This window comes from Enterocloster sp. OA13 (assembly GCF_022440595.1).
Taxonomy (GTDB): Bacteria; Bacillota; Clostridia; order Lachnospirales; family Lachnospiraceae; genus Enterocloster; species Enterocloster hominis.
The window spans coordinates 4,873,734-4,894,486 of record NZ_JAKNTF010000001.1 but is presented as its reverse complement, the minus strand read 5'-3'; the positions used below and the strand labels follow the sequence as shown (position 1 = coordinate 4,894,486).

Annotated in this window: 18 protein-coding genes; 14 read left to right on the top strand and 4 right to left on the bottom strand. The window is 52.3% G+C overall.

Translation table 11 applies throughout. The features are described 5' to 3' along the window. Positions 1–53: 53 nt before the first annotated feature. From MCJ35_RS21645 to MCJ35_RS21625, 5 genes are all read left to right on the top strand, one after another. A complete protein-coding gene (locus MCJ35_RS21645; protein ID WP_008720117.1) occupies positions 54–251 on the top strand; it encodes a hypothetical protein in 198 nt (65 codons plus the stop codon). Positions 252–478: 227 nt separating this feature from the next. Beyond that, the gene (locus tag MCJ35_RS21640; RefSeq protein WP_008720112.1) at positions 479–916 is read left to right on the top strand and encodes a potassium channel family protein; all 438 of its coding nucleotides are present in this window, start codon (positions 479–481) and stop codon (positions 914–916) included. Continuing rightward, positions 913–1,299: a potassium channel family protein gene (locus tag MCJ35_RS21635; RefSeq protein WP_025485339.1), complete on the top strand. Its 387-nt coding sequence runs from the start codon at positions 913–915 to the stop codon at positions 1,297–1,299. The genes MCJ35_RS21640 and MCJ35_RS21635 overlap by 4 nt, the downstream gene beginning before the upstream one ends. A gap of 35 nt (positions 1,300–1,334) precedes the next feature. Further along, positions 1,335–2,816 (top strand): sensor histidine kinase, encoded by a 1,482-nt coding sequence (locus tag MCJ35_RS21630; protein ID WP_025485340.1) that lies wholly within the window; start codon positions 1,335–1,337, stop codon positions 2,814–2,816. After that, a complete protein-coding gene (locus MCJ35_RS21625; RefSeq protein ID WP_008720107.1) occupies positions 2,809–3,498 on the top strand; it encodes a response regulator in 690 nt (229 codons plus the stop codon). Before MCJ35_RS21630 ends, MCJ35_RS21625 begins: the two co-directional genes overlap by 8 nt. A gap of 459 nt (positions 3,499–3,957) precedes the next feature. On the opposite strand, the gene MCJ35_RS32595 is transcribed toward MCJ35_RS21625, so the two are convergent. Next, positions 3,958–4,419 carry a peptidoglycan-binding protein gene (locus MCJ35_RS32595; protein WP_025485342.1) on the bottom strand — a complete coding sequence of 154 codons (462 nt, stop codon included), beginning with the start codon at positions 4,417–4,419 and terminating at the stop codon, positions 3,958–3,960. Between the two features lie 190 nt (positions 4,420–4,609). Here MCJ35_RS32595 and MCJ35_RS21615 point away from each other — a divergent pair, with 190 nt between their 5' ends. From MCJ35_RS21615 to MCJ35_RS21585, 7 genes are all read left to right on the top strand, one after another. After that, on the top strand, positions 4,610–5,551 hold the full coding sequence (locus MCJ35_RS21615; protein WP_025485343.1) for a leucine-rich repeat protein: 942 nt from the start codon (positions 4,610–4,612) through the stop codon (positions 5,549–5,551). An 18-nt stretch (positions 5,552–5,569) separates the two neighbouring features. Further along, positions 5,570–6,964: an aminopeptidase gene (locus tag MCJ35_RS21610; RefSeq protein ID WP_025485344.1), complete on the top strand. Its 1,395-nt coding sequence runs from the start codon at positions 5,570–5,572 to the stop codon at positions 6,962–6,964. Positions 6,965–7,171: 207 nt separating this feature from the next. Beyond that, complete coding sequence (tig, locus tag MCJ35_RS21605) at positions 7,172–8,467, top strand: trigger factor (RefSeq protein ID WP_025485345.1); 1,296 nt, start codon at positions 7,172–7,174, stop codon at positions 8,465–8,467. Between the two features lie 32 nt (positions 8,468–8,499). Continuing rightward, a complete protein-coding gene (locus MCJ35_RS21600) occupies positions 8,500–9,084 on the top strand; it encodes a xanthine phosphoribosyltransferase (RefSeq protein ID WP_008720099.1) in 585 nt (194 codons plus the stop codon). After that, on the top strand, positions 9,062–9,871 hold the full coding sequence (locus MCJ35_RS21595) for a Cof-type HAD-IIB family hydrolase (protein WP_025485346.1): 810 nt from the start codon (positions 9,062–9,064) through the stop codon (positions 9,869–9,871). The genes MCJ35_RS21600 and MCJ35_RS21595 overlap by 23 nt, the downstream gene beginning before the upstream one ends. Before the next feature lie 14 nt (positions 9,872–9,885). After that, positions 9,886–11,454 carry a metallophosphoesterase gene (locus MCJ35_RS21590; RefSeq protein WP_025485347.1) on the top strand — a complete coding sequence of 523 codons (1,569 nt, stop codon included), beginning with the start codon at positions 9,886–9,888 and terminating at the stop codon, positions 11,452–11,454. Between the two features lie 141 nt (positions 11,455–11,595). Further along, complete coding sequence (locus MCJ35_RS21585) at positions 11,596–13,683, top strand: gluzincin family metallopeptidase (RefSeq protein ID WP_025485349.1); 2,088 nt, start codon at positions 11,596–11,598, stop codon at positions 13,681–13,683. A gap of 264 nt (positions 13,684–13,947) precedes the next feature. On the opposite strand, the gene MCJ35_RS21580 is transcribed toward MCJ35_RS21585, so the two are convergent. From MCJ35_RS21580 to MCJ35_RS21570, 3 genes are all read right to left on the bottom strand, one after another. Next, positions 13,948–15,111: a DUF3810 domain-containing protein gene (locus MCJ35_RS21580; protein ID WP_025485350.1), complete on the bottom strand. Its 1,164-nt coding sequence runs from the start codon at positions 15,109–15,111 to the stop codon at positions 13,948–13,950. Positions 15,112–15,230: 119 nt separating this feature from the next. Continuing rightward, a complete protein-coding gene (locus MCJ35_RS21575; protein ID WP_025485352.1) occupies positions 15,231–16,292 on the bottom strand; it encodes an AI-2E family transporter in 1,062 nt (353 codons plus the stop codon). A gap of 143 nt (positions 16,293–16,435) precedes the next feature. Beyond that, positions 16,436–18,373: a FeoB small GTPase domain-containing protein gene (locus MCJ35_RS21570; RefSeq protein ID WP_025485353.1), complete on the bottom strand. Its 1,938-nt coding sequence runs from the start codon at positions 18,371–18,373 to the stop codon at positions 16,436–16,438. A 251-nt stretch (positions 18,374–18,624) separates the two neighbouring features. Here MCJ35_RS21570 and MCJ35_RS21565 point away from each other — a divergent pair, with 251 nt between their 5' ends. Both MCJ35_RS21565 and MCJ35_RS21560 read left to right on the top strand, forming a co-directional pair. Beyond that, positions 18,625–20,229 (top strand): hypothetical protein, encoded by a 1,605-nt coding sequence (locus tag MCJ35_RS21565; RefSeq protein WP_025485355.1) that lies wholly within the window; start codon positions 18,625–18,627, stop codon positions 20,227–20,229. A gap of 120 nt (positions 20,230–20,349) precedes the next feature. Next, a complete protein-coding gene (locus MCJ35_RS21560) occupies positions 20,350–20,745 on the top strand; it encodes a DUF6483 family protein (RefSeq protein WP_025485356.1) in 396 nt (131 codons plus the stop codon). Positions 20,746–20,753: the final 8 nt, after the last annotated feature.

Genomic DNA, 20,753 nt, shown 5'->3' with positions numbered 1-20,753 from the left:
AATCTTTACGGCAATGTGCAGTATCCTTAAGATATCAAAAGGAGGTGCCTGCAATGATTGCAAAGATGATTTTAAAACTCAAAAGCCCGATGGAGCAGGAAATAGACCGTGCATGCCGGCATTTTCCGGTACTGTCAAGTATTGTACTTCAACTGGCCGCCGCGATTTTCATGGTTGGCGTGGTTGCCTCGATTGCATGTGTGGGAGGAACCATTATCTGGGTGTTTTACAAAGTGTTTGGAGTTATGTAAATTTGAGATATAGATAACATACAGCCTTGCATGGGAGTGACGGCTGCCCCGCGATGTAATTTTTGTTTGACACAGGCATGGATTAAGGATATGATTGTAATCAGGAAACAGGGATAAAGATATCTTTATAGAATCTTTATACCCTGTTTGTACATTATCCCTAGTTTCTTTATATGGTTTTCTTTTACAATAAAAGTGGGAACATATAGTAGAAAGGGGGAAATATCATGTTATTCCATAAATCAAAAGGTATTATTATCGTTGGCTGCAGCCCCTTCGGCGCAGCGCTGGCCAATACATTATATAATAAAGGTCACAAGGTGGTTGTCTTAGATAAGGACAGGGAAAGCTTCCGTTACCTGCCGGACGGGTTCGGCGGGGCTGAGATGGAAGGGGATCCCACTGACCCTAAGGTATTAAAAGAAGCCGGGATTGAACGGGCGGGCATGTTCATCGCTGCCACCCCGGATGATAATTCCAACCTCCTGATTTCACAGATAGCCAGCCGCATTTTCCAGGTGAACCAGGTATACGCGCGTCTGGATGACACCAGCAGGAGCCGGCTCATAAGGGATACGCCCATTAAGCCAATCTGTGTCTATAACCTGTCAGTGGATGATTACCTGCATCTGGCAGAGTCTGTGTGCCAGGAGGTGGCGGTATGAAGATAGCGGTGACAGGCGGCAGTGATTACGCGGATATCCTTATTGGCCTGCTGGCAGCCAGGAACCATAAGGTGACAGTGATTGATAAGGATAAGGAATTCTGTGAGCGCATGTGTGCTTCTTATGATGTCAAGGCAATCCTGGGCAACCCCTGCCAGGAAGACGTCCTGGCGGATGCCGGTTTAAAGGACTTTGACATGGTTGCGGCCATAGGGCAGGAGGATACGGATAATTTTGAGATATGCCAGATGTGCAAGAAGGTTTTTGGGATTAAGAAAGCGGTATGTGTTGTGAAGAATCCAAGGAATGTGGAGGTTTTCGGGCAGCTGGGGATGGATCTGGTGATAAATATCCCTGTAATGATTGCGGATATGATTGGGTAATATACCAGAGTAAAAGAATAGTGAAGGATAAATATATGTTTAACCATTGGGATGTTGTACTGGATTTTGTAAAGGCATGTGTGAGGATGACCGTCATATGGGTATTTTCGACCATATTGGCCATTGTGCTGGACAGCTGGGGTATCAGGGCGGAGAACCTGCTTCTGGTTTACCTGGTAGGTGTCCTAATCAGCATACTTGCAACGGGAAGCCTGGCATGGGCGTTCTGTGCGGCTTTTGTATTCACATTTACCTTTAACTACCTGTTTACGGAACCCAAGCTGACCTTCCACATGGATGACCTTAACTATGTGATATCATCCGTCATATTCGTTGCAGTGGCTGCCACGGTGGCCACCCTGGTGCTGAAGCTTCAGAAGCAGATGCAGATAGCCAACAAGAAGACGGAGATAACAGCCAAGCTCAACGAAATCGGAAGCGGTTTCCTGAACCTGTCCGGGTACCAGCAGATTAAGGAGTACAGCGAGGCCAGCCTGACAGGGCTGATTGGAAAGCATGTGACCGTCCTTCTGAAGGAGGATGAGAACACGGTATTCTCCAATTCCATGGCAGAGTGGTGCTACCGCCAGTCCATTCCCTGCGGACATGGGGAATGCCAGTTCCCGGATGACAATGGTCTGTACGTCCCTATCCGGAACAGGGAAAAAACATACGGGGTCATCATCTTTGACTGCGCCGGATGGACGCTGAACCAGGAAGAAAAGATATATGTGGACACGGTTATTTCCCAGATTACCCTTGTGATTGAGCGGGAGCAGCTGAGCCGGGAAAAGGAGGACAACCGGGTGCAGGTGGAGCGGGAGCGGCTTAAAAGCACGCTGCTTCGGAGCATTTCCCATGATTTAAGGACCCCGCTGACCGGAATCAGCGGAAGCGCGGGTTTCCTTTATGACAATCTGGGAATCATGGACGATGCCACGATTAAGAGTATGTTAAAGGATATCTGTACGGATTCGGAGTGGCTCAGCTCCATGGTTGAAAACCTGCTTAACATGACGCGGATCCAGGAAGGGCGTCTGGATATCAATAAGAAAAAGGAAGTTCTGGATGATATTGTCTCATCTGCGGTCCGGCTGGTGTCCAAGCGGATAGGAAACCATACCTTAAGGACCCATACGCCGGAGGATATCATCCTGTTTCCGGTGGATGGCCGCCTTTTCATACAGGTGCTGGTCAACCTTCTCGATAATGCGTTCCGGCATTCCGGAAACAGCACGACGGTTACGCTTAAGGTTGTGAAGGAGGGGGATGTCCTTGTGTTCACTGTGTCGGATAACGGGGTGGGCCTGTCCCAGGAAAAGATTGATAAGATATTTGACAACTTCTTTACCACGGCCTATGAAAAGGGGGATAAACAGAGAGGGGTAGGTCTTGGGCTTACCATCTGCAAAGCCATTGTAGAGGCCCAGGGAGGGACCATAACAGCTTATAACGGCAGCCAGGGCGGCGCTGTGTTTGAAATAAGGATGCCATTGGAGGACAAAAAGCATGAATGAAACCACAATCCTGGTCATTGAGGATGACAAGACCATACAGAATTTTATGAAGATATCCCTTAAGACCCGGGGGTATTCATATATACTTGCAGATAACGGCCTTTCCGGTATTTCACTTTTTTATGCCAACCATCCGGACTTAATCCTTCTGGATCTGGGACTGCCGGATATTGACGGCATGGAAGTGTTAAAGCAGATAAGGCAGCAGTCCAATACGCCGGTCATCGTTGTCTCTGCCAGGGGGCAGGAGCGGGAAAAAATCAATGCCCTGGACCAGGGCGCGGACGATTATGTGACCAAACCCTTCAGCGCAGAAGAGCTTCTGGCCCGTATCCGTGTGGGGCTGCGGCACAAGAACTCCTTTGTCAGCAGGCAGGACCAGGAGTTTGAACTGGACTACTTCAGGATGGATTTTGAAAAGCGCAAGATTTTTGTCCATGACCAGGAAATCCACCTGACGCCCCTGGAGTACAAGATGATGGTACTGCTGGTAAACAACAGCGGCAAGGTGCTGACCCACCATTATATCCAGCAGGAGGTGTGGGGATATGACACCACGGACGACTACCAGTCCCTGCGGGTATTCATGGCTAATATCAGGCGTAAGATAGAGGATAATACGGCAAACCCCAGGTTTATATTGACTGAGGTGGGGGTGGGGTATAGGTTTGTGGATGAATGATGGGGAGGTTGATGATTGGAGGCAGGGGTTGGGGGGTACGCAACCTCTGTTTTTGTTTGTCTCTCCGGAGTCAGGGGCGGGAGGAAGACGGGGCTGCGGTTCCTGGTTCCGGGAGGCTGGTCTGCTAACTCAAAAAGAGGCTGGAAACAGGGCACCGTCTCAACTACCGGAAAATCTTGATGATTTTCCGTCCGTGGAGACTCTGCGTTCGGGCTTGGAGGCCCTCACTCGGCCCTGCTTCCAGCCTCTTTTTGAGTAAGCAGACCTGCCCCCCTCCACAAGGAACCGCAGCCCCGCCTTCCTCCCGCCCCTGCCTCCTGCTAAGGCTGTGGAGAGGTTGCTGGGCGCTCCGGGACGAGGCCTTCAATCATGAATCTGGGGATGGTAGGATGGGGTGGCCTTGGGGGTGTTTGTTAGTGGGGGAGGGGGTGATGGTTTGTTGGATGGTGATTTTGGGGGTTAGATTCCAAGGGCGGTTTTTACTTCTTCTCCGATGAGTCCGTCGGCGGTCAGGTTGTTGTCTTCCTGGAATTGTATTAGTGCTGTCCTGGTTTTTTCACCGGATATGCCGTCGGGGGTTCCGCAGTCGTAGCCTTTGTCGTTTAGGGCCTGCTGGACCTGTTTGGTAAGGGCGGTGTCTGCTTCGGAGGCAGGGGCGGAGGATTGGGTGCTGGCGGATGAAGTGGAGGCGTAGGGGCATACTCCGTTTGGGTGCAGGTGGGCGGGATGTCCGCCGCAGTGGTAGTGATAGGATCCCAGGCCGCTTTTGTTTTTGTTGTCCTTGTGTCCGCCGCTGGCATCGGTCCTTCCGGAATGGGCTTCGGCTACAATGGATGTCTGGACACTGACGTGGCAGATGGCGCTTCCGGCCATCATGATTCCCATGCTCATTGCGATGATTTTTTTGCTGATGTGTCTCATATGCATTTCCCCCGTGATATGTGGATGTTTTGTGGTTTGGGGAGAGGGTAAGCTCCCCTCCCCTGGTACTGGTTTTATTTTAGCATATTTTGTGCGTTCGGTCACTATGTTTGTAATGATTCATTTTCCTTTTTACGGCAGATCTTAAAATGTCCTTGAAAAAAATATGTAAAGTGATTAAACTGATACCATGAAGTTATTATATGATGAAACGCTGGATGGAATATCTGTCCGGCGTTGTTATGGTTTAGACGGAATTGTACAGATTCCGGACAGTTATGACGGAAAGCCTGTGACGGGGCTTGAGAGGTATCTTTTTTCGGAGACGGTCAGAGGGCGCGAGGTGCCTCCGCATGAATATGAGGGCGAGCCGGAACTTTGCGGCAGCCAGGTTAAGGAGCTGGTGTTGCCCAGATATACAAAACGGATTGGTGCCTATGCTTTTTATAACTGTTTTGGGTTGAGGAAGATTTCCTGCCGTAGTACCGTGGAGGATTGGGGGGCGGGTGTGTTTACCGGGTGTACCGGTATTGAACGCCTGGATATCTGTGTGAGGGAGGAAGGGAAGTCCTGCTTCAGGGAGATTCTTTCGGAACTTCGCCAGACCCTGGATGTGGATTACAGGGGGGAGGACGGGGCGCTTCTTGCCAGATTGGTGTTTCCGGAGTATTTTGAAGAGTCGGTGGAGAATACCCCGGCCAGGATCATTATGAGGGAAATGCATGGCTGCGGCCATATGTACCGTTACTGTTTTGACGGGACCAGGTTCGATGTGGGGGAGTATGACCGGCTTTTTCCCTATGTGACAGTGCAGGAGAAGCCGGAACTTGTGACGCGCCTGGCCCTGTACCGCCTGTATTGGCCCTGGGGGCTTAAGGAGGAGGCGGCACAGGCGTATTGGGATTATGTTGCTGCCCATGCAGGGGATGCCGCGGAAGGAATCCTTAAGCGGGGGGAACGGGATATACTGGGCTGGATGGCCCGCTCTGAGCCTGTGGGCAGGGATGGGCTGGGGCAGATGCTGGATGCGGCTTCACGCGGAGGGAATGCGGCGGATGCAGCCCTCCTGATGGATATAAAACACGAAAGATTCGGTGCTGTGCCTCTAAAGGCCAGGACATTTGAATTATAAAGGAGGATAAAAAAGGATATGTCAAAAAAGACAAAAGCACAGGAATTACAGGAACAGCTTACATGGACCTTCCCTCACATTGGAAAGGATTCGCCGGAGCAGATAGAAAAGGCGTCCAAATACTGCGAGGGTTACAAGGCATTTTTAAATGCAGGCAAGACGGAGCGGGAATGCGTGAAGGCATCCGTGAAAATGCTTAAGAAGGCAGGCTACAGGCCCTTTGACAGGAATGCTTCTTATGAACCAGGGGATAAGGTGTATTATGTTAACAGGGGAAAGGCGCTGATAGCAACCACCTTTGGTAAGAAGCCCCTTACAGAGGGAGTCAGGATAAACGGGGCGCATATTGACTCGCCAAGGCTGGATTTAAAGCCCAATCCCCTGTATGAGAAGGACGAGATTGCATTTTTTAAGACCCATTATTACGGCGGCATACGCAAATACCAGTGGGGGACCATACCGCTTGCCATCCACGGGGTGGTGGTTAAGAAAAATGGGGAAACCGTGGATATCTGCATCGGTGAGGATGAGACAGACCCGGTGTTCTGCGTGACAGACCTGCTTCCCCATCTTTCAGCCAAACAGAACGAGCGCCCCTTAAAGGACGGACTGAAGGGGGAGGAACTGAATATTGTCATTGGTTCCCTTCCTTATCAGGAGGAGGACATAAAGGAACCGGTCAAGCTGATGGCACTGTCCCTGCTCAATGAGCGCTATAAGATTACGGAAAAGGACTTCTTCCGGGCAGAGCTGGAGCTGGTGCCTGCGGTAAAGGCCAGGGATGTGGGCCTGGATGCCAGCATGATAGGAGCTTACGGACAGGATGACCGGGTGTGTGCCTACACCGCTCTTACGGCCGAGATGGATGCAAAGAAGCCGGCCCATACCACGGTGACCATCCTGACTGATAAGGAGGAGACTGGTTCTGACGGCAATACCGGTCTGAATTCGGATTACGTGCTTCACTACATAGAAGACCTTGCAGGGCAGGCCGGCGTGCCGGTGCGGGATGTGCTCAGGAATTCCCTGTGCCTGTCCTCTGATGTGAATGCGGCCTACGACCCGACATTTCCCGATGTATATGAGGGACGTAATTCCAGCTACATCAACAAGGGCTGTGTCCTGACCAAGTACACGGGGGCAAGGGGCAAGTCCGGTTCCAATGATGCCAGCGCTGAAACCATGGCAAAAGTCATCGGCATCATGGAAGAAGAGGGCGTGTACTGGCAGGCAGGGGAGCTGGGCGCAGTGGATGCAGGAGGAGGCGGGACCATCGCCAAGCTGGTTGCCCACATGAATGTGGATACCGTGGATCTGGGCGTACCCATCCTGTCCATGCACTCCCCCTTCGAACTGTCTTCCAAGCTGGATGTGTATAACACCTACAAGGCATTTAAGGCATTTTATAAATAAAAGGAAGGCCCTCTTAAATTTTCATGAAATTGATGGAAACACTTTTTTTTCATGGACAGGTATGGTATAACTATGTACAGCGCACGCTCCGAAAGGAATCCCCGGGAATCCCCATGACAGATCAGGGGAGGGAGGACGAGGGCATGTTTGAAAATTCATTCCCGCCCGGGGATGTGTGAAATGAGTAAAAGAAAAGGGATATGTAAGATGAAAAAATTAGCATTGATATGTTTATGCACCATGACAGCCCTGTCACTGCTGACAGGATGTTCAGGCAGTACTGAGGGGGGAAAGGAAAACCTGGGTACCGTGGAACTGGGCGAATACAAAGGCGTTAAGGTAAACATGCCGGAGGTATTGGTCACGGACGCAGAGGTGGATTCCAGGATTAATCAGGTATTAAGCCAGAATCCCAAGGAAACCGAGGTTGACCGCCCGGCAGCAGAGGGCGATGTGGTGAACATCGATTATGTGGGAACAAAGGACGGTGTGGAGTTTGAGGGCGGATCCGCTGAGGGCTTTGACCTTACACTTGGTTCCGGCAGCTTTATTGAAGGATTTGAGGATGGCCTGATTGGGGCTAAGAAGGGCGATAAGAAGGAACTGAACCTGACATTCCCAGAGACCTATCAGGAAAAATCCCTTGCAGGCCAGCCTGTTGTATTCACTGTTACCGTGAATGCGGTGAAGGAGAAAACAGACGCTGTCCTGGACGATGAATTTGTCCAGGGGGTTTCAGACTACAAGACCGTGGATGAGTATAAGGAAAGCATCCGGGCCGATCTGTTAAAACAGAAGAAGCAGGCGGCAGACCGTCAGGTACAGACATCCGTACTCCAGCAGGTAGTAGCGGATTCCACATTCAAGCTTAATAAGAATGCAGTTTCCAAGCGTTACAATACAAGACTTAAACAGTATGAGCAGCAGGCTAAGATGTATGGGAGCAGCCTGTCAGGTATGGCCCAGGCCAACGGTATGGACGTGCCTGGACTTCAGGAAGCAATCTATGCCAGTGTGAAGGATGATGTAAAGAACCAGCTGGTCATCAACACGATTGCAGAGCGTGAGGGACTTGTGCTGGAGGATGCTGACCGTGAGGCATTTGCAGAATCCAACGGACAGACCGTGGATGCTGCGGTAAGTTATTATGGCCAGGAGACATTTGATGAGATGGCGCTGAATTATAAGGTCATGAAGTTCATGGCTGATAATGCTTCCAATGTTGCACAGACGGGTGCTGGGGAGACGGCGGCACCGGAGACGGCTGCGGCAGGGAACGAGGCGGAAGAAACCACGGCAAATGAGACTGAGGCGGAAGAGACCACGGCAGCGGAAACCGAGGTAGCAGAAACCACGGCAGCGGAAGACGGGGCAGGAGAAACCATGGCAGCGGAAACCACGGCAGCGGAAGACGGGGCAGGAGAGACCATGGCAGAAGAAACCACAGCAGCTGAGACGGAAGCGGCAGAGACCACAGTGGCAGAGACTACGGCAGCGCAGTAATAGGATAAGAAAAGAATGAGGAGGGTACGTACATGCAGATTTTAAAAGACAGGATACGTAAAGACGGCAAGATTAAGGCCGGAAACGTTCTGAAAGTGGACAGCTTCCTGAACCATCAGATGGATATTAAGCTGTTTGGGGAGATTGGCAGGGAGTTTAAGCGCAGGTTTGCCGATGTTCCGGTGACCAAGATTTTGACCATTGAGGCTTCCGGTATCGGAATAGCATGTATAGTTGCCCAGTACTTTGATGTGCCGGTGGTATTTGCCAAGAAGACACAGACCAAGAACATTGCAGGAGAGGTTTACACCACCAAGGTGGAATCCTTTACCCATGGCCGTGTATATGACATCATTGTTTCCAAGGAATTTTTAGGGCCTGGGGACAAGGTGCTTCTGATTGATGATTTCCTTGCCAACGGCAAGGCGCTGGAAGGACTGGCAGCCCTTGTCAGGGACTCCGGTGCACAGCTGGTGGGCGCGGGAATCGTGATTGAAAAAGGCTTCCAGGTAGGCGGGGACCTGCTGCGTTCCGAGGGAATCAGGCTGGAATCCCTTGCAATTGTAGAGAGTATGGATGAGGAGACACAGACTATTGTGTTCAGAGATGATGAGTAATAGGAATAAAGCTTTATTTTTTGATATTGACGGAACCCTCCTGTCTGAAAAGACAGGACTGGTTCCTGACAGCGCCAAAGAGGCAATTAAGGAAGCGCGTAAAAAAGGGCATCTGGTATTCATCAATACAGGCAGGGTGTACCCCCACACCCGGGATATCCGGTCTGAGATTGAGACCGATGGCTGCCTGTGCGGCTGTGGGACCTATGTGATTGCGGAGGGCAGGGTACTCTACTGTTACCAGATTCCTCATGAGAGAGGTCTGCAGATTAAGAAGGATATTGACGAATGCGGTCTGGACGGCGCGCTGGAAGGTGTGGAAGGATGTTATCTGCACAGAACGGTTTCCAGGTTTCCGCAGGTGGAAGAGCTGAAGGCGGCATTGAGGCGGTCGGGCACCACAGGCATGTATGACTGGGAGGACGACTGTTACGATTTTTCCAAGTTTTATCTGGCCTCGGATGAGAAGAGCAGACCCAGGGAACTGTTCGGGCGTCTTAAGGATATTGAGGCCATTGACAGGGGGGACGGCTATTATGAGTGTGTTCCCAGAGGCCATTCAAAGGCAACGGCCATGGATTTAGTCCTGAAGCATTATGGTATTTCCAAGGATGACGCCTATGTATTCGGCGACAGCAGCAACGATCTGTCCATGTTCAAATATGCCACCAATTGTGTGCTTATGGGCCAGCACAGCGACGTGCTTCTGCCCTATGCCACCTTTGAGACAAAGGACGTGGAGGATGACGGTATCGCGTACGCGATGAAAGAGTTAGGCATCATATAGAAAGAGCTGACCGGATGAAGAAAAAGACCTGGATAATAAGTGCCCTGATGTATGCCATGGTATTCATGGCATGCTTCGGGGTTTTGCATTTTATGAAAAAGTTAATGGAACCCGCTGGCCCGGTGCAGATGGAGACAGGCACAGAGGGATTCGGACAGGAATCCGTGGACGGTGATGATGGAAAGCGGCCGGAAGACGGGAACGTGGACAGCCTGATTAAGACGGCAACGGATTCCCAGGCCGAAAAGCCGGAGGAGGTCATAAGGGAAGAAGGGTATACCGGCTGGAAGAAACAGTTTCCCGGCCTGTGGACCCCTCCCCAGGACACAGAGGAGCCGTATGTGCCCCCAAGGCTTGTCCTGGCCACTGACCTCCACTATCAGAGCGCCCAGGCAGGTGACGGCGGTCCGGCATTCCAGCTGTTTGTGGAGCGAAGCGACGGTAAGGTCATCCAGTACCTTCCGGAACTGCTGGAGGCATTCCTGGACGAGGTCATAGAAGAAAAGCCCTCCGCCCTTGTACTCAGCGGGGACATTACCATGAACGGGGAGCGGATGAACCATGAAGAACTGGCAGGACGTCTGGCGCGGGTACAGGATGCAGGGATACAGGTACTGGTCATTCCCGGCAACCACGATATCAACAATGGACATGCCGCAGTGTATTACGGAGCAGAGAAGGAATCCGTGGATTCCATAGATGCGGACGGTTTTTACGAAATCTACCACAGGTATGGATATGACCAGGCCCTCAGCAGGGACAGCAGTTCCCTAAGTTACGTATATGGACTGGATGAAAAAAACTGGCTTCTCATGCTGGATTCCTGCCAGTATGAACCTGAGAATAAGGTGGAGGGCAGGATTAAGGAAAGCACCCTGGCATGGATGGATGAGCAGCTTTTAAAAGCCAGGGAACAGGGGATTTTCGTACTGCCTGTTGCCCACCATAACCTGCTGGCCCAGAGCCGTATGTATACCACCCAATGTGCCATGGACAATAACGGGGAAGTGATTGACCTTCTCCAGAAATATGAACTTCCCCTGTTTTTCAGCGGACACCTTCATGTACAAAGGGTGCGCAAGCACAAGGCTGAGCCTGGAGTGGCCGATGAGGCTTACGGGATACAGGAAATCATCACAGATGCATTGAGCATCCCCCCGTGCCAGTATGGCGAGGTGGTCTGGGATGAGGATGGCAGCATTTCCTATGAGACACGGTCAGTGGATGTGTCAGGCTGGGCCAGGAAGATGGGAAGTGGGAATCCGGATCTGCTGGACTTTGAGGACTGGTCTTACCGCTACATACAGAAACTTATCAGTGACCAGATACGGGGAGTGGTGAAAAATCTTGGGAATGATGTGGAGCGTTCCATGGCAGCCACCTATGCGGGTGTTTACATTGATTACTATGCAGGCAGGAAGATTGATGCCAAAGGAATCAGGAACACAAAGGGGTACCGATGGTGGCAGCGCAATATGCCGGACAGCTACCTGCTCCGGGAACTGGATTCCATGATTATGGATTCGGACAGGGATAATAATTACTTCCTGCTGCCGGAGGAAGAGGGCTGGCTCAGGGAATGAACCGGGGATATCCGGTACCGGGTATCTGGAAAATTACAGAATGGGGCTGGCATGGCCGGCACGGTTGACGGACAGGCCTTGTGAGGGGCCTGTTTGTGTGTTAGAATAAATGTAAGAAATATACAGAAGGAGGAACCGGCCATGAAGAAAAATGCCTGGAAGATTGTCATAAGACGCCTGGGGGCGTTGGCGGTGGCAGCCATCCTTGTGGTTTCCGTACCGTCCTGCGGCGCGGTCCAGGTTCAGGCAGAGGTTCAGGCGCGGCCGGAATCGGGGCGTCAGGCAGAGGTTCAGGCGCGGTTGGAATCGGGGCGTCAGGCAGAGGTTCAGGCTCGGTCGGAATCGGGGCGTCAGGCGGTATCACCCCGGATGGACCGGTTTTTTGAAGGGGTGGATTATTCCCAAAGGCCGTATGAACATTTCTCCACATCTGTCCTGGACAAGGCCATGGAGGATTTTGAACTGGCTTTAAGCGCACAGGGGCAGGAAGAGGAAGTGGGGCGTCTGTATGACCTGATCATCAGTGAGTTTGACCGGTTGGCAACAATGGCTTATATGGCCCAGATCATGTATGACAGGGATATATCTGACCAGGAGGCCGCCGCGGAGCAGGCATATACAACACAGTTGTATTCGGAGATGGGGAATAAGGCAGCGGCCTGCCTGCAAAAGGGCCTTGAATCTTCTTACCGCTCCCTTCTGGAGACAAAAATTGGAAAATCCTACGTTCCCATGATTGCCTATTATGAGGATTACTCACAGGAGGAGCTGGATCTCCATAGCAGGGAAGAAGAACTGATCAGGGAATATGACCAGCTGGCATCCGGCGGGATATCCGTGGAATATGACGGGGAACAGTGGGATTATGAGCGTCTGGCAAAAGAGCCGGATATGAGTACGGAAGATTACAGTGAAGTGAACGAGGCGCTGGGCAGGGAAAGAAACCGCATCCTTGGGGGCAAATACCTGGAACTGGTCAAGGTCCGCGGGGAGATAGCCGGTTCTGCAGGCTATGACAATTATGCTGAATATGCACATGAGACAATATACGGGCGGGACTATACCCTTGAGGATACGAAGCAGCTTTGCCGGAATGTGAAGGATTACATCGTGGTTCTCAGCGATACTATGTGGTACCTGTGGTCAGAAGATGTGGATAATGCTTCCTATGACAGCCTGGACCGGCTGGAAGAAAGCACGACAGAGGATATTCTTGATACGGTAGGGCACGGCATGGATCAGATGGTGCCGGAACTTGGGGAAATATTCCAATATATGAGGGATAACCATCTGTATGATATCCAGGCAGGGGAGGACGGCGTGGAGCGTACCGCTGGGAGCTATACAGTGGGTCTGCCCAGCTACAAGGACGCATTTATCTTCATAAACCGTGACAATACGTTCCGGGATTACCAGTCCCTGATTCATGAGTTCGGGCATTTTTGCAGTTATTATTATAATACAGTACCCGAGATGTATCAGGGCTTTCATGTGGATGTGTGCGAGATACAGTCCCAGGGACTGGAGATGCTGTCAACACGCTATGCGGAGGAACTGTTTGGGGATGGGGCGTCCGCCTATGCCTATGAGACAATGACGGATATGCTGTATGTGGCCATAACTGCATGTATGATTCAGGAATTCGAGGAAGCCGTATACACGACCCCTGACATGACCCTGGATGATATGAACCGCAGGTTCAAGGAGATACAGGATTCTTACGATGGCTGGTATTACCGGGTATATGGGGATATGTGTTATGACTGGGTAGATATCCCCCACCTTTTCTATACTCCCCTGTATTATATCGGCTATGGGACTTCAGCCCTTTCAGCCCTGGATCTTTGGGTGCTTTCCGGGGAGGACTGGGATGGGGCGGTGGACACCTACCTTGGAATACTGAACGAAGGGCTGGATGCGCCCTACAGAGGGACCATGGCCAGGTGGGATATGAAGGATGTGTTTAATGAGGAAGATATAAAGGAGCTGTCCCTGGAACTTACAAGGCTTGGGGAAACCGGCGGCATGGAAGGGGAAGATACCGTGGATGGCGGCCAGCCTGAGGAAGAAGCGCCTGTGGTCAGCCCGGACAGAACATCCGCAGCCCAGAGCGATAGGTCAGTACTGTTCATCATTCTGGCGGGAGTCGGGACAGTGATTGTGCTTCAGGTCCTGATCATCAGTATCGGGCTTGTGATTTTGTGGGAGATTAAGAAGAGACGGCAGTGAGGGAAAGGCAGCGGTAAGGAAAGCGGAAGCAGGATAAATGGCAGTAAGGAAAAGCTAGTATAGATGCGGTGGTAAGAAAAGGACAGCAGCATTCAGGAATCTGGGATTCAGATATCTGGGTTACTGTCCTTTTCCTATGTAAGAATCCGTTGGATTGAATTATAAGCGGTCATTTGGGACATATATGCCTTGGATATCATCGATTGTGATATCGCCAACCGTAAAATTACCAACCACAAAACTGCCACCCGCCACCCCGCATCATCACCACTGGGAATCCCGATAATAAGCCAGCATCAGATCCACCATCCTCCCATAACTGCGCACACCGTCCTCCTGGTTATTGGCCTTCAGGTAACGGTCATTGAGCTGGGTGGAGGCTTCGGCGACCTTGCCGTCAAACCTGTCCCAGAACTGGTTGTTCCAGGAGAGGTCCCTGGCTGCCTCCGGGGCAAGCCGCCCGTACAGGTCATAATATGCCTCCAGATCCACCTTGGCCAGTGCATTACCGGCATAGACCCATCCGGTCAGGTATCCGCTGTAACGGAAATCCGGGGAACCGGAACCGATACAGGCCAGGTATCCGATGAAGTTGGCCTCATCCTCGCGCATGAATCCTTTCAGATGGGACAGTTCATGGCATATGGTATGCGGGATATTGTAGTAAGGCATTTCCCTGTTGTAGTTTGCCTCAATGGTAAAGGGGGAGTAGATGCCGCAAAGCTGCTGGATGGACAGCAGACGCGGATTCATCAGGGGTTTGGGATAAGGGTAGTATCCAGCCAGCTGGGGGTAGTCTGTGCCCAGGTCCTTCATGGATTTAACCCCTTCCATCCCAAACTCCCGGAGCATTGCGGCTGAGGGCAGGGGCGTGTCCCCTGTCTGGCCAGGATAAAGCCCCTTAAGTACATCTTCTGAGTGGTCTGTTTCCTTAAGCGTGCTGTTTACCTGTTCCGTAAGGAACAGGCAGAGGCTGTAAAGCTCTTCTGTAGACGATTTTTCCATGACCATGCCAGCCTCATAGGAAAATGGCGTCCTGTAGTAGTTGATGCCGCAGTTGGCCGTGTACAGGAACAGGAGGAGGCAGACAAGGAAAAACAGACGGGACAGCACGGCAAGCGGTTTCCTGATGAGGGAAAAGAGGTTCAGGATACAGAAAACAGCAGCCAGATATAACCCTGCTTCTGACAGGGAGATAGGGAAAATGCTGCTGAAACGGCCAATGGTATTCACAAGCACAGGATAGACGGTAATGGAATATGTATGTGCAAAACCAGGAACCATCCTGGCACAGATGCCCAGGATGGCGGCAGCGGCAGCAAGAACCAGGCTGATGGCAAAAAGACGGATCTGGGACCTGCGGACCCTGTCCGGGGGACTGGGGGCATGACGGGATGGTGGGGACGGGAACTTGGATGGAATCTTCATAAACATACCTGCCTTTATGTAATGTAGTCCGGTTCTGGATGGTATACAGCACGCTCCGGGGCGGATGACTTGACGGGAAATGATGAACATACACGCCCAGAAGAAAAAGGATTTGCAATTTATTTGAATAACTGGATAGTTCCGTCCCCGCTGAGCTTAAAGAGGACGGTGGCGCCAATGGGAAACAGGAAGATACCGGGCAGCCCCAGGACTTTGCCGCCCACAAACATGCAGAGCAGGGCAGCAGCAGGAGGGAGGCCCATCTGCAGGCCGACCACCTTGGGCTCAAGGGACTGGCGGACTACCGTAATCAGCAGATAGAGGCACACAAGGCCGATGCCCAGGCTCCTGGAACCTGTGGTCCAGGCAATAAAGGCCCAGGGCAAAAGGACGGTGCCCGTGCCCAGCACAGGCAGGATATCCACCAGTGTAATCAGGCAAGCGGCCGTGAACCCCATGGGCACTCCCAGGATTAGGAAACCCACGGACAGTTCCGCAAAGGTAAGGGCCATAAGCAGGGCATATGCCTTAACCAGACGCCCTGTCACATCCCGTATGCTGGCACATGCAGCCGTGAGTATGGCCCGCTGTTTTTCCGGAATCTGGCGCATGAGGAATGCAACGGTCTGCCGGTAACTTCCGGTAAGGAAGAAAGACGCAATCACCGCAGCCAGGATATCCACCAGAAGGGATGGGAAACCAACAAGGACAGAGGCGCCGTAGCCAATCAGGCTGGAGGAAAGGGCGCCTGCTGCATTTTCCATGGCATGCTCCAGACTGGTCCCAAGGGAGGAGATATGGATGCTATGGCCTGGGAAACTGGCTTCCAGAAGCGTGAAAAACCGGGAAAGCCCTGGTTCCACCACTTCGCTGTATAACGCTGGAAGCTTCCTGCCCTGTTCCTGGATGCAGGAAAACAGCCAGTTCCCGGAGACAGCCGCCAGACTGAAGAGACAGCCATAGAACAGAAGGAGGACTGCCGCTGCCGCACACTTCTGCCCGCCTTTGATGCGGCTTCCTAAAAAGGAGACAGCCGGGTCCAGCGCCGCGGCAATTGCCAGCGCCATGATAAAGGGCATGAGCATGGGAATCAGCCTTTTAAAGAGAATATAGCAGATTACACCGATAATCGCAAAGTAAATAAAGCTGATGATAAAGGTCCTGCGTTTTTGGAGGTCCATATGACATGCATCCTGTTTGTTTGCTTACCTCTATTATAGGCAGTGGAAATGCCGCAGTCAAGAAATAATCCCCAGAATTTGGAGGACATGCTATCAGGAGGATATACAATCAGGAGAATATGCAATCAGGAGGACATGCTAACTCAGATACCTAAGACCATATGCCCATACAGCGCAATCCCCGCACATATGAGAATCCCGGGAACCGTGGCGATACAGACAGCCGCCCCGGCCCATTTCCAGCTTTTTGTCTCCCTGGCAATTGCCTGGCAGGTGGTCAGGCAGGGCCAGTGCAGGAAGGTAAAGACAAGGGTACAGATTGCTGTAACCCAGGTCCAGCCCTGGGAGGTGAGCAGCTGGTACAGGGAAAAGCCATTGCCGCCCGCGGCCAGGGAACCGCCCAGCATGCCGCCAAGGGGCCCGCCTTCAAGGTAGGCCATGATGAGGATTGGAAGGAACAGCTCTCCTGCCGGGAAGGACAGCACAAAGGCCGCCAATATGGCCCCGTCCATGCCAAGAAGGACCGCGGCAGGATGGAGCAGGCCCGTAAATGCAGCCAGCAGGCTGGGAACGCCGGCGGCAGGCCGGTGAAAGGACACGAATCCGCCGGAAGGGCCTGTGTAGAAGAGATTGGCCAGGAACCATATGATGATTCCGGCGGGAACCGCCGCCCTGACCGCGCGTCCGGCAAACACCATGGTTCTGTTCAGGAGGGAGCGCAGGGCTGAGCGGGTAATGTGCATTTTCCTGTAAGGGGACAGTTCCAGGGCGAAGGCGGAGGGAAGTCCCTTTAACAGCGTTTTTGACAGAAGCCAGGATATCCCCAAGGACAGGTAGACAGCGGCCAGCAGCAGGATGGAAAACAACAGGGCGCAGGACAGGGAACCGGTCAGGGAGTCCACGGGACCAACGGCAAAAAACAGGGGAATCAGCATTATAAAAACAGGAAAACGGCCGCAGCAGGGAATCATGGAATTGGTGAGTACGGCAATGATGCGTTCCCTGGGGGACTGGATGGACCGGCAGCAGGCCACTCCGGCAGCATTGCACCCCAGACCCAGGGCCATGGTCACACATTGTCCGCCGCAGGCGCCGCATTTTTCAAATATGGGGTCCATGCCCATGGATGCCCTGGGAAGGAATCCAAGGTCCTCCAGCAGGGTGAAAAAAAAGAGGAAAACAGCAAGGGGAGGCAGCATGATGGCAGTGGTCCAGGAAAGCGCACGGAAGCCACCGTGAATAAGGCAGCCTGTAAGCCAGGGAGCCGCCCCCAGATATGCCATGGCGCTGTCCAGATACAGTTCCAGCCGTGACAGGGCATTCCACAGCAGGAGGGATGGGACACCGCCAGCAAGCATGGTCAGATGGAGGACTCCGGCCAGCAGCAGGAGCAGTATGATTTTCCCTGTAACAGGCCCGGTGAGGATGAGGTCCAGCAATACCCTGCGGGCGCCGTCTGCCTCTGAGGTGACGGAGATGCATTCCGCAGTCAGTTTCTTAGGCGAAAAATCCAGACAGTCATAGCAGAATGCCTTCCGGTTCCCTGGTTTGGCCGCATAATGTATGGCGGCCTTGACATCGTCAAGATGGCTCTGGTCCCGGGCGCAGCAGGGGATGACGGGAATCTGGAGCACATCCTCCAGAAGGTTATAATCAATCACCAGCCCTGTCCGAAGGGCCTCGTCACAAAAATTAACACAGAGTATCACTGGGATGCTGCCTGTATTTCTGGTTCCGCTATCCATTCCAAGGACTTGTTTTAACAGGTGAAGTCCCAGTTCCAGCCTGGTCGCGTCAGCCACCACTGCAATTACATCCGGCTGCCGGGATTGCAGGAGGGAATCATTGCTTTCACGGGAACCGGAATCCGGAAACGGAGCAGAGGAAAGGGAATAGGCGCCGGGCATGTCAAGAAGCATATAAGCCTGGCCGCAGTATCTGTAAGTACCGCGGCCAGGTGCTCCCCCGTCCCCCCACCAGCCGCCGGTGTAACGGCACATACCTGTCAGTCCGTTGAATATGGTGGTTTTTCCGGATTTCGGGGTTCCTGCAAGGGCAATCACGCTGTATTCATTTTCCATTTAATCACTCCATATATAAATCCAATCCAGGGAAATGGATTGGGCCTTATGATTAGATATGCCGGGAAATCCTGGTGGTGCCAGTACAGCGGAGGGGTTCCGGCGCCCCAGGAGCCGGTCTGCCTGAATCACGCCAGTCCATCCATATGCCGCCGCTTTGGACATGACGGAAACTGTTTTGATTTTACATACATCTTTTGATATAATGGAAAGATGTATTGTCGTATGGTCCGTATCAAGGAGGAGAAAAGATGATGAGGAAAATGCTGATACTGCCTGTGCTGATACTGACAGCAGTTTTTACGGCTGCGTGCAGCGGACAGGGGGATAAGGAAGACAAAGCCGGGATACCTGCCGGACTGGAGGCGGACAGCCGTGTGGACAGGGCCGGAGAGGAAGCTGCCGGGACTGTCAACCCGTACTATGAAGAGGTGAACCGTGTCATCTACAGTGAGTTTAATTCTCCCCTTGGAAATATTCCGGAACCCATTGATGAAGCCTTTGAATTCCGCCTTGGGGATACGCCGGACGGAATCAGGAAGACATACGGCAGCCTGAAGCTTCGGGAGGAAACGGACCTGTTGGACCCGTTTACTGAAAAACCGGTGCCGGGTGCGCAGGAGAGAAGCCGGATATTTGGCAGCAGGAAGGTATTTGCTGTTGAAAAGGAGACGGAGGCCGGGGATTACCGGACAATCCTTTCATTGGCAGCGGAAACCGGCGCGGCCGGTGAGACAGGTGCGGATAGCCAGCCGCTTACCATGGTGGAGGTGAACCCGGATGAGATGTCCTTGTCCTCAATCAGGCTTCCGTCATCCATTGCAGATATGATTAATGACCACAAAGAGGAAGGGTCATGGAATAACTATAACCCGGAAACTTTGTGCTTTTCTTCCATTCAGTCTAAGGAAACAGCCCCGGGTTATCACACGGTCAACGCGGCTTTTGTGGTATTTAAGGACCGGGATTTCAGCCAATACCTGGAATACAGGATGGAATGCCTGTGCAATACCCTTGTTGATGAAACCGCTGCAGAGGTAAAGGAAATGATGGAGGACAGGCTGGATGAACTTTCAGATTGGCAAAAGGCGGACATAGGGCAAAAAGAGCGCCTGATTGTAAGCCATCTGACCCTAAAGGCAGTCACGCCGGAACAGGGCCATGGAGACGGGGACAGGGATTATGCGGACCAGGTTCTGGAGTTTGTAAAAAGCGGGCGGAACCAGGACTATTTTCTTACAAAAGGAAATGTTACCTATACCGTGCTGGAGCCATATGGGGATTTCCTGAAAGGACAGCCTGAGGGACTGGAATCCCTATTGAAGCCGGAAGCCGCTGTCCTTGGGGCGTACGGTGACAGCGCTTTAGCAGACACCTTCCGGGACGTGCTGGGGATGGACGTGCTGGGGACGGACGTGCTGGAGCCAGATGTGCTGGGGATGGACGCGCTGGAGATGGACCTGCTGGAGCCAGGGGTTCTGGAAGTGCTGTCCGCCGCTAATTTTACGGACCGGGAAGCAGATGTGAAGGATGCCCTCATAACACGGATACGGCATTACGGCGGGGCGGGTGATCATGGATATGTGACGGTGCCGGAGCAGGTGGGGGATGCGTTGAAACAGCACTGGCTGGCATGGATGGCAGACGGCGCTGTTTACTCGGAATATGATTATGGGAATGAAAGGATAACCGTGGCTTCGTCCGGCCTTTCACAGGATGGGCGCTTTTGTTCGTTCCAGGTTGATGTAATCCCTTCAGATTATCCGCGGATAACAGTCCGTTATGACGTTGCCGGAAGCCGCTATGGAGCCGGGCTGATAATGGACGGGGATTTTGGGCTGGCAGGGTATGACTGAACAGGCAGATGCTTTGCAGGGCAGGCCGCAGGACATTGTAAGACGGGATCAATTCTACGGCTTGACGGCGGAATCGATATCAACTATACTAAAAGGAAAATACGCAGGAGATGAACAGTTATGGGATTTCAGGACGATTATGTGATGAGGACCATCAGCGACCTGGTCAGGGCCATTGCAAGGCTGGTGCTGGGCAAGAACGATATAGACTATGAGCTTCCGGAGGACGAGGACAGCTATACCCCCATGGACCGGGTGTACCGCCAGTTAAAGGACATGGCGGATGCAGGCGATATCAACGGGGCTGAGAATTATCTCTCGGACCAGCTGGATCCCCAGGATATTGACCGCCTGGAGATGGCCCTTACTTTTTATATGTATCTTAACCAGATGAAGGATGACACACTTTTCGAGGCGAACTATTCGCGGGAGGAGATTGTGGACGGTATCAACAGCGTGTGCGCGGAATATGGCATTTCAGGTTTTGAGCATTTTGTGGATACTACCATGGTGTAAGTTTAATA